This is a genomic window from Ruegeria sp. AL12, from assembly GCF_056540885.1.
In genome coordinates, this window is record NZ_JBQFXN010000207.1 from 1 (window position 1) to 523 (window position 523).

Consider the following 523-nt stretch of genomic DNA (forward strand, 5'->3'; position numbering starts at 1 on the left):
GGGCCAGAGGCCATGGAGCGACTGCAAAAGCAAGTTGGGCAACGGATTGATGACGCAGGCGCGCCGAATATCCCCGGACCATTGGGCAGAAAGCCCCGCGCAGGCCGGGACATCAACAAAACCTTGGCCGCGATGCTGACAGAAGCCGACGCAGCGCAGACAGTGGCTAACGCAGCAGATGAGGCTGCGAGACGCCCCCGACAGGCTGGCCCGCACCTGGCTATTGAAGGGCCGCCCAAGATCGGAGATCGCCCCGGCCAGTTCGGCATTCCGCTCAAGGCGATTGAGGATGTGCGTAGGGAAGCTGGCATTCTGGGGCGTGAGGTCGATAACGCGTTCCGCCCCACACGCAACGCCAATATCGCAAATCAGGCTGTCAACGAAATCGACCAGTTCATTGATAATCTACAACCCGGTGACATGGTTGCGGGCGATGCTGACGCCGCAATATCGGCCTTGAAAAAAGCGCGTTCAATGTGGCGGTCATCCATCAAGACGCAGCTTTTGGAAAATGCCACAGACG

At 59.3% G+C, this 523-nt stretch carries 1 protein-coding gene; it reads left to right on the forward strand.

Features of this window, described 5'->3' with window-relative positions; translation table 11 throughout:
- Window positions 1–523, forward strand: a 523-nt coding sequence (locus tag ACR0C6_RS22250; protein WP_480621381.1) for a hypothetical protein, incomplete at both ends; no start/stop codon positions are given.